This is a genomic window from Pseudoduganella aquatica (assembly GCF_009857595.1).
In the GTDB taxonomy this organism is placed as follows: domain Bacteria; phylum Pseudomonadota; class Gammaproteobacteria; order Burkholderiales; family Burkholderiaceae_D; genus Rugamonas; species Rugamonas aquatica_A.
In genome coordinates, this window is record NZ_WWCU01000075.1 from 1 (window position 1) to 7,466 (window position 7,466).

At 63.9% G+C, this 7,466-nt stretch carries 6 protein-coding genes and 2 rRNA genes; 7 read left to right on the top strand and 1 reads right to left on the bottom strand.

Annotated elements, in window-relative coordinates:
• Nucleotides 1-5: 5 nt before the first annotated feature.
• The 6 genes from rrf (at nucleotide 6) to GTP77_RS29240 (ending at nucleotide 5,823) form a co-directional block, all read left to right on the top strand.
• Nucleotides 6-118 (top strand): 5S ribosomal RNA (gene rrf / locus GTP77_RS29215).
• A 144-nt stretch (nucleotides 119-262) separates the two neighbouring features.
• Nucleotides 263-2,158, top strand: a complete 1,896-nt coding sequence (locus tag GTP77_RS29220; RefSeq protein ID WP_223149413.1) for a methyl-accepting chemotaxis protein — start codon at nucleotides 263-265, stop codon at nucleotides 2,156-2,158.
• Nucleotides 2,159-2,185: 27 nt separating this feature from the next.
• On the top strand, nucleotides 2,186-2,995 hold the full coding sequence (locus GTP77_RS29225) for a CheR family methyltransferase (protein ID WP_161075666.1): 810 nt from the start codon (nucleotides 2,186-2,188) through the stop codon (nucleotides 2,993-2,995).
• 7 nt (nucleotides 2,996-3,002) lie between these two features.
• Nucleotides 3,003-3,509: a chemotaxis protein CheD gene (locus GTP77_RS29230; RefSeq protein ID WP_187358892.1), complete on the top strand. Its 507-nt coding sequence runs from the start codon at nucleotides 3,003-3,005 to the stop codon at nucleotides 3,507-3,509.
• Nucleotides 3,506-4,588 carry a protein-glutamate methylesterase/protein-glutamine glutaminase gene (locus GTP77_RS29235; protein ID WP_161075662.1) on the top strand — a complete coding sequence of 361 codons (1,083 nt, stop codon included), beginning with the start codon at nucleotides 3,506-3,508 and terminating at the stop codon, nucleotides 4,586-4,588. The genes GTP77_RS29230 and GTP77_RS29235 overlap by 4 nt, the downstream gene beginning before the upstream one ends.
• Before the next feature lie 8 nt (nucleotides 4,589-4,596).
• A complete protein-coding gene (locus GTP77_RS29240; protein WP_161075663.1) occupies nucleotides 4,597-5,823 on the top strand; it encodes an EAL domain-containing response regulator in 1,227 nt (408 codons plus the stop codon).
• Here the strand turns inward: GTP77_RS29240 and GTP77_RS29245 are convergent.
• Entirely contained in the window at nucleotides 5,804-7,015 is a 1,212-nt protein-coding gene (locus GTP77_RS29245; RefSeq protein ID WP_161075664.1) for a sensor histidine kinase, read from the bottom strand. The genes GTP77_RS29240 and GTP77_RS29245 overlap by 20 nt on opposite strands.
• 382 nt (nucleotides 7,016-7,397) lie before the next feature.
• Between GTP77_RS29245 and GTP77_RS29250 the strand changes: the two genes are divergently transcribed.
• A 16S ribosomal RNA gene (locus tag GTP77_RS29250) occupies nucleotides 7,398-7,466 on the top strand; the annotation flags it as partial.

Sequence of the window (7,466 nt, forward strand, 5' to 3'; positions counted from 1 at the left end):
CAAAGCCTGATGACCATAGCAAATCGGTCCCACCCCTTCCCATCCCGAACAGGACCGTGAAACGATTTTGCGCCGATGATAGTGCTGCAACCAGTGTGAAAGTAGGTTATCGTCAGGCTAGTTATATAAAGAACCCCCTCCGGTGATCCGGTGGGGGTTTTTTGCGTTTGTGGCTTGCAGTGTGCTTTTTCCCCACCCGCTATTGCTTGTATGCAGCCCTGGGCCTAGCATGGAGAGTCACAACTAGACTTGGGGGATGACCATGCTGGGAAAATTCTCGATCGGGAAGCGACTTGGTTTTGCGTTTGGACTGCTCACGCTCCTGTCCCTGCTGTTCGGCCTGATGGCCTACAGCGAAATCTCTGCCATGAACAGCCAGTGGCAGACCGTCAAGGAAGATGCAATCGCCAAATCCAACGCCACCACCAAGGGCTCGGTGGCACTGGGCAGCGCAGTCCAGATGTTCAAGAACTATGTGCTCCGCGGCGAAGATTATGACAAGAAACTGATCGCCCAGCTGGAGATCATCGACAATGTGGACGATGAATACAAGGCCACCGGCCACATGACGCAGGAGGAGGAACGCATCCTCGCCAAGGTGCGTCAGGACACCATCCTGTACCGCAACGCTCTTAATAAAATCGTTGAACTTCGCGCAAATAAGGTCAACGACGCCGAAACGCTCGACAAATCCGTCAGCGGCGCCGACAAGCCGCTGGCCGATGCTTTCGACCAGCTGCGCAAAATTACCGCCCAGACCACCAAGGCCGCCGACGAGAAAATGACCGCCGTGAGCGCCCGCGCGCGCCAGCTTATCGCCTCGGCGCTGGTGCTGCTGGTGATACTGTCGGTGCTGGGCGCGGTGTTCATCACGCGCAGTATTACGCTGCCGCTGAATAACGCGGTGCTGGCCGCCAACCGCCTGGCCGACGGCGACTTGGCCGTGTCGCTGCAGTCCGAAGCGAAAGATGAAACCGGCCAGCTGCTGCGCGCCATGGGCAATATGGTGGACAAGCTGAAACAGGTGATCGACGGCCAGCGCGCTGCGGTGCAGGCGGCCAACAAGGGCAATTTCAGCACCCGCATCGAGCTGCAAGGGCTGCAGGGCTTCCAGAAGGAGATGGGCGAAGGCCTGAACCAGCTGGTGGCCACCACCCAGGGCGGCATCGACGATATGGTGGGCATGATGGAGGCCATCGCCGGCGGTGACCTGACGCGCACCATAGACAAGAAATACGAAGGCGCTTTCGGCGAGATGATGGGCTTCGCCAATGCGGCGGTGGCCAAGCTGTCGCAGGTAGTGTCCGAAGTGAACGACAGCGCGGCCGCGCTGGCCGCCGCTTCCGAACAGGTCAGCGCGACGGCGCAGTCGCTGTCGCAGGCCGCCAGCGAACAGGCTGCGAGCGTGGAGGAAAGCAGCGCTTCGATGGAGCAGATGACCGCATCCATCAGCCAGAACACGGAGAATGCCAAGGTTACCGACGCCATGGCCAGCAAGGCTGCGGTGGAGGCCACCGAGGGTGGATCGGCGGTGAAGGAAACCGTGTCGGCCATGAAGCAGATCGCCACCAAGATCGTCATCATCGACGATATCGCCTACCAGACCAATCTGCTGGCACTGAATGCTGCCATCGAAGCGGCGCGCGCCGGCGAACACGGCAAAGGCTTCGCGGTGGTGGCGGCCGAAGTGCGCAAGCTGGCAGAGCGCGCGCAAGTAGCGGCGCAGGAAATCGGCGCGGTTGCCGGCAGCAGCGTGAACCTGGCGGAGAAGGCGGGCACACTGCTTGATTCCATGGTGCCGAACATTAAAAAGACTTCCGACCTGGTGCAGGAAATCACGGCCGCATCCGAGGAGCAGGCTTCCGGTGTCAGCCAGATCAATATGGCGATGGGCCAGCTCAGCCAGACCACGCAGCAGAACGCGGCCGGCTCCGAGGAGCTGGCTTCGACGGCCGAGGAGATGAGCAGCCAGGCCGAAGAACTGCAGCACACCATGTCCTTCTTCAATGTGGGCATGGTGGCGGCCAGCGCGCCCGCGCGCGGCCGCGCCGTTGTCCGCAAGGCCCCGCCGCGCGGCGCAGTTCCTTCGCGTATAGCGCCGCGCAAGGTGCACGCTGCGGACGGCGAACCGGACGAATCGCAGTTCACGCGCTTTTGACAGGGAGAGGGAATGCGGGATGCAGCGATGAGCGCCGAGCCGATCTCCGAACGGGAGTTCACCCAGTTCCAGCGTTTCATTTTCGAGGTGGCCGGCATTACGCTGGCGCCCGGAAAGAAGGCGCTGGTCAGCGGGCGCCTGGCCAAGCGCCTGGCGCACCACAAGCTCGCCACCTACGGCGCCTATTTCAATATGATAGCGAGCGGCCAGTCGCCGGCGGAAACCCAGACCGCCATCGACCTGCTGACCACCAACGAGACCTACTTCTTCCGCGAGTCCAAGCACTTCGATCTGCTGCGCAAGCTGGCTGGCGAGGCCCGCGCGGAGCGGCGCCCCTTCCGCGTGTGGAGCGCGGCCTGTTCCACCGGCGAGGAACCGTACAGCATCGCCATGGTGCTGGACGACGTGCTGGGAGCGCAGGAATGGGAGCTGTACGCGTCCGACATCAGCACCCGCGTGCTGGCGGCGGCGCGCACCGGACATTATGTACGCGAGCGCACCAGCCATATTCCTCCCGCCTACCTGAAGCGCTACTGCCTGCGCGGCATCGGTGACCAGGACGGCACGCTGCTGGTGGCGCGCGAATTGCGCCAGCGCGTGCAGTTCCACCAGGTGAACCTGAATTCGACCACGCCGCCCAAGTTCGGGCAGTTCGACGTGATCTTCCTGCGCAATGTGCTGATCTACTTCAGCCCCGAAACCAAGCACCAGGTAGTGGGGCGCCTGCTGGGTGCCCTGCGCCCCGGTGGCCACCTGCTGATAGGCCATTCCGAAAGCCTGCACGACATGGCCGGCCCGCTGCAGGTGATGGCGCCGTCGGTCTACCGCAAGGTGTGAGGCCGGCATGGCTGTCATCGACGTCTTCCTGCTGCCCGGCGAACACTTTGTCGGCGACGCACGGCACAGGATACGAACCTTGCTCGGTTCCTGCGTATCGATTACGCTTTGGCATCCACTGGCGCGCTTTGGCGCCATGTCGCATTTTTTGCTGACTGCGGACGGCAAGCCAGGAGCGGGGCGCCTGAACGGGCGTTATTGCGAAGGGGCGCTGGAGCTGATGCTGGGGGAACTGGAGCAGGCCGGCATCAATCCGGCGGAATGCCAGGCCAAGATCTTTGGCGGCGGTATGATGTTCCCGGGCATAGAGCGCAGCGACAACGGGGGAATAGGACGGCGCAACGGCGAAACAGCCGAACGCCTGCTGCGGATGCATCAGATACCGGTGGTGTCCGAAAGCCTGTTCGGCATCGGCCACCGCCACATTATTTTCAACGTCGGAACCGGCGATGTGTGGGTGCGGCAAGGGCCGCCCGGCGCGTTTCGCGGCAGGACGTTGAAGGAGCGTTTATGAAGAAAATCAATGTGATGGTGGTGGACGATTCGGCGGTGGTGCGCCAGGTCGTCACAGGCCTGCTCAACAAGGCGCCGGATATCCAGGTGCTGCACGCGGTGGCCGACCCCATCCTGGCGATGGAGCGCATGAAGACCGTCTGGCCGGACGTGATCGTGCTGGACGTGGAGATGCCGCGCATGGACGGCATTACCTTCCTGCGCAAGATCATGGCCGAGCGCCCCACGCCGGTGGTGATCTGCTCCACGCTGACGGCAAAAGCGGCCAAGACCACCATGGAGGCCATGGCGGCCGGCGCGGTATCCATCATCACCAAGCCCAAGCTGGAGCTGAAGCAGTTCCTGAACGACAGCTCGGACGAACTGGTGGCGGCGGTGCGCGCCGCCGCCGTGGCCAATGTGCGGCGCCTGGCCGGCCGCGCCACGCCCCTGCAGCCGGTGGCCAAGCTCACCGCCGACGCCATCCTCCCCGCCAGCGACGGCCGCGCGATGACCCAGACCACCGAGCGCGTGGTGGCCATCGGCACCTCCACCGGCGGCACGCAGGCGCTGGAAGTGGTGCTGACTTCGCTGCCGCGCGTCTCGCCCGGCATCGTCATCGTGCAGCACATGCCGGAGAAGTTCACGGCGGCGTTTGCGGAGCGCCTCAATTCCGTGTGCGAGATCACCGTCAAGGAAGCGCAGACCGGCGACCGCGTGGCGCCCGGCCGCGCGCTGATCGCGCCCGGCGGCAAGCACATGCTCTTGCGCCGCAATGGCGCCCAGTATTTCGTGGAGGTGATGGACGGTCCCCTGGTGAACCGGCACCGTCCTTCGGTCGACGTGCTGTTCCGCTCCGTGGCCAAGTGCGCCGGCTCGAATGCGCTGGGCGTCATCATGACCGGCATGGGCGACGACGGCGCGGCGGGCCTGCTCGAAATGCGCAACGCCGGCGCCTACACGGTGGCGCAGGACGAGGCCAGCTGCGTGGTGTACGGCATGCCGAAAGAGGCGGTCAAGCGCGGCGGCGTGGAACGCACGGTCACGCTGGAGATGATAGGCCGCGAGATCGTGCAGCAGATGAATTCCTTCCTGGCCTGAGGCGTCCCATGGCTGACTGGAGCGGCTGCACGGCCATGGTGGTGGAGGACAGTCCCGTCCAGCGCGACCATATGGCCGGCCTGCTGCGCCAGGCCGGCTTCGGCGAAGTGCTGCTGGCCTGCGACGGTATCGACGCGCTGCGCAAGCTCAATGCGCGCGGCGTGCCTGTGCAGCTGGTGCTCACCGACATGGACATGCCCGGCATGGAGGGCATAGAGCTGATACGCCACATCTGCGAGCTGGAACTGGCGGCCAGCCTGCTGGTGGCCAGCGCGCGCGAGGAGCGCCTGCGCGAAGCGCAGGCCAGCCTGGCGCAGCGCCCGGCGCGCCTGGCCCTGCTGGGCACCGCCCTCAAGCCGGTGCACTTCGAGGCCCTGGCCGACATCCTGGAACGCGCCGACATGGACCAGCTGTGCCAGGCCTCAGCCACCGGTATGCCGCAGGCGGAGGAAGTACGGGCGGGGCTGGAGGACGGCCAGTTCCTGCCGTACTACGAGCCGCGCATCGAGATTGCCAGCGGCATGCTGCGCGGGTTGGATGTGCTGCCGTGCTGGATGCATCCGGAGCGTGGCCTGATACGCGCCGCGCGCTTCATGCCTGCGGTGCAGGGCACGGACTGGATCGCGCCGCTGACGGCCGCCATCGCCGGGCAGGCGCTGCACCAGCTGCACGCCTGGCACGAGATCGGCCTGATTTCGCTGGGCGTGTCCATCAAGCTGCCGGCCGAAACCCTGGCCGACCGCGCGCAGGTGGACCAGCTCAGCGCCCTCGCGCGCGAGCTGGACCTGGCGCCGCGCACCATTACCTGGGAGTGCCCGGAACCGGTGCTCGCCGGCGGCGCGCCGCTCAGCATCGCCAACCTGGCGCACCTCGCCGTGCGCGGCTTCGGGCTGGCGGTGGGCGGCTACCGGGCCGGGCACACCACGCAGCAGCAGCTGGCGCGCTGCCCGCTGACCGAACTGCGCATCGATCCTGTCATCGTGCACGAGGCCTCGCAATACCCGCCGCGCCAGACGCTGTTGCGGGCGTCGGTCAGCGCCGCGCGCCAGATGCGCATGGCGGCCGTGGCCGAAGGCGTGGAGCTGACGGAGGATCTGGCCTTGCTGCGCGGCCTGGGCTGCGAAATGGCGCAAGGCGCGCTGGTGGCCGCGCCTATGCCCGGCAACGCGCTGGCCGCCTGGATCAAGAACAACCGCAGGCGCCTGAAGGAGCTGGCTAGCGCATCGGCGCCGTAATCGGCAGGGTCAGCGTGAAGGTGGTGCCGGCGCCAGGCGTGCTGCGCACGTCGATGCGGCCGCCCAGGATGTCGCTCACGATGTTATGCACGATGTGCAGCCCGAGGCCGGAGCCGCCGACGCCCAGCTTGGTGGTAAAGAAAGGCTCGTAGATGTGCAGCAGGTTGTCCGCGCTGATGCCTTTGCCGTCGTCGGAGATGGTCAGCACCACGCTGTCCTGCTCCTCGTTGCCGGAGCTGATGGCGATGGTGCCGTAGTCGCGGCCATCGAGTCCGTGCGTAATGGCGTTGGTCACCAGGTTGGTGATGACCTGGCCCAGCGGGCCGGGATAGCTGTCCATCATCAGCGCGGGGGGAATGTCCTGCGTCACGGTGTAGGGCGTGCGGCGTATGGTGGGCAGCAGGGTCAGCACATTGCCTGACACGACTTCGGCCAGCAGAAAGGTGCGGCGCTGCGCGCTGGTCTGGTCCACCGCCACCTGCTTGAAGTTGGATACCATGTCCGCCGCCCGGTGCAGATTGCGCACCAGTACCTCCACCGCCGTATTGGCATTTTCCAGATAGCTGTCCAGCACCGAGCGTTTCATGGGCGCGCCCTGGTTGAACTGCGCGCGGATTTCGCTGGTCTGGTCCTCGAAAGCGCTGGCGATCATCAGGCTGTTGCCGATCGGCGTGTTCAGTTCGTGCGAGATGCCGGCCACCAAGGCGCCCAACGCAGCCAGCTTTTCGTTGTGCACCAGCTCCTCCTTGGCGCGGTTCAGCTGCTCGAACATCTGCTGCAGGTCGCGGTTGGCTTTGCGCAAATCCAGGTGGGTGTTGATGCGGGCCAGTACTTCTTCAATCTGGAAGGGCTTGGTGATGTAGTCGACCCCGCCGGCGGCAAAGCCGCTGACTTTCTGGCGCGCGTCGGCCAGGCTGGTCATGAAGATGACGGGAATATCCTTGGTGGCTTCGTTGGCCTTCAGGCGGCGGCAGGCTTCGAAGCCATCCATGCCGGGCAATACCACGTCCATGAGGATCAGGTCGGGCAGGCCGAACTCGGCGCGCATCAGGCCTTCTTCCGCATGGCGGCCTATCAGCACCAGAAAGCCACGGGAGGACAGATGGTCGAGCAGCGCGGTCAGGAAGGAGGGGGAATCGTCGACCACCAGTATGGTGGGAGGGCTTCCTGACGGCAGTTCGTGGGGGACCATCCTGACTCCTGTTGAATAGCTGCTAAGGAAAGTATATTCCAAAAACACTGTTGCAAGTGAGGGCAGGCTTTGCTATAGTTCTGTCCCCGCGCTGCTGAACACACGCAGCGCAGGAGAGAAGAGAAAAGAGGGTTGACGGAATAAACGACAAGCCTCATAATATCGCCTCTCTGCTGCTGAACAAGACGCTTCAGCAAGTAACGCAGAATTCTTTAAAAATTAACAGTCGATAAGTGTGGGCGTTTGATGATGATGCCGGAGGCGCAAGCCTCTTAGCTCAAATTATTAAACGCTCAACAAAAGAAATAAACGTGACCTCGCAAGAGGAATCGTCAGTTATTTTGAAGGGCGACCAAGTCAGCAATGACTTTAAACAGAGATTGAACTGAAGAGTTTGATCCTGGCTCAGATTGAACGCTGGCGGCATGCTTTACACATGCAAGTCGAACGG